Below are 1021 nucleotides of genomic sequence, written 5' to 3'. Positions count from 1 at the left end.
GCGCTGCCAGATCTTTCGCGGCTTGAGCAACCTGCGGCGTTGCGAAGGTATAGGCCTTGCTCAGATCGTAGCAGACACCGACCCTGAATGGTTCGGCCAATGCAGCTGCAGGTATGGACATTGCCATCCCGAAGACGATGGTAGAAATAAATGCGGCACTGCTGAGTAGTTTCATGTTTACCTCCCGTAGAAACGACCGGGGCGCCCGGTCAACTCAACCACCGTTTACGCCGACTGTAATGTTTCACGTTGTGGAAATTGCTTCCCTCTTTGCCACCGAGGTAGAAGTCCTGAATGTCGGAGTTCGACTTGAGCGCCTCCGCCGTGTCATGCATGACAACTCGGCCGTTCTCGATCAGGTATCCGTCGGACACGATCTCCAGCGCCGCGAGTGCGTTTTGCTCCACAAGAAGAACTGACAAGCCCTCTTCCCGATTGATTTTCTTGATCATGTCGAAGATCTCAGCCACCAGGAACGGGGCAAGTCCAAGGCTCGGCTCGTCAAGCATCAACAGGTCCGGTTGCGTCACCAGAGCCCGGCCAATGGCGAGCATCTGCTGTTCGCCACCAGACAGATATCCCGCAAAGGAGTTGCGCCGCTCGGCCAGTCGAGGAAAATAATTGTAGATCCTGTCTTTCTCCGCATTCAACGCAGCCCTGCTCATGCCGAGTGGCGCCGCGGCGATCAGGTTTTCATCGGGTGTGAGATGTTCGAAAACGCGACGGCCTTCAATGACATGGCAAATGCCCATCTCCACTCGTTTTTGCGCGAGAGCCTCGGTGATAACGGTTCCGCCAAAACGGATCTCACCGCGGCTGATATGACCACGCTCGGCTTTCAACAGGCCGCTGATTGCCTTGAGTGTCGTGCTTTTGCCCGCCCCGTTTGACCCCAGAAGAGCAACCATCTTGCCCTTGGGAACCTCGATCGAGACGCCTTTGATTGCCAATAGAACGTTATCGTACAGCACTTCGACACTGTTCATCGACAAAATGGGCTCGGCGACAGTCTGGTCTTCCA

Annotated in this window: 1 protein-coding gene; it reads right to left on the bottom strand. The window is 55.4% G+C overall.

Features of this window, described 5'->3' with window-relative positions; all coding sequences use genetic code 11:
* Positions 1–209 precede the first annotated feature (209 nt).
* Positions 210–995, bottom strand: coding sequence for an ABC transporter ATP-binding protein (locus ACFC20_RS17495; protein ID WP_375194099.1), 786 nt, complete (start codon positions 993–995; stop codon positions 210–212).
* Positions 996–1021: the final 26 nt, after the last annotated feature.

This window comes from Marinobacter sp., assembly GCF_041984545.1.
In the GTDB taxonomy this organism is placed as follows: domain Bacteria; phylum Pseudomonadota; class Gammaproteobacteria; order Pseudomonadales; family Oleiphilaceae; genus Marinobacter.
This window is presented reverse-complemented; position numbering and strand designations above follow the sequence as displayed.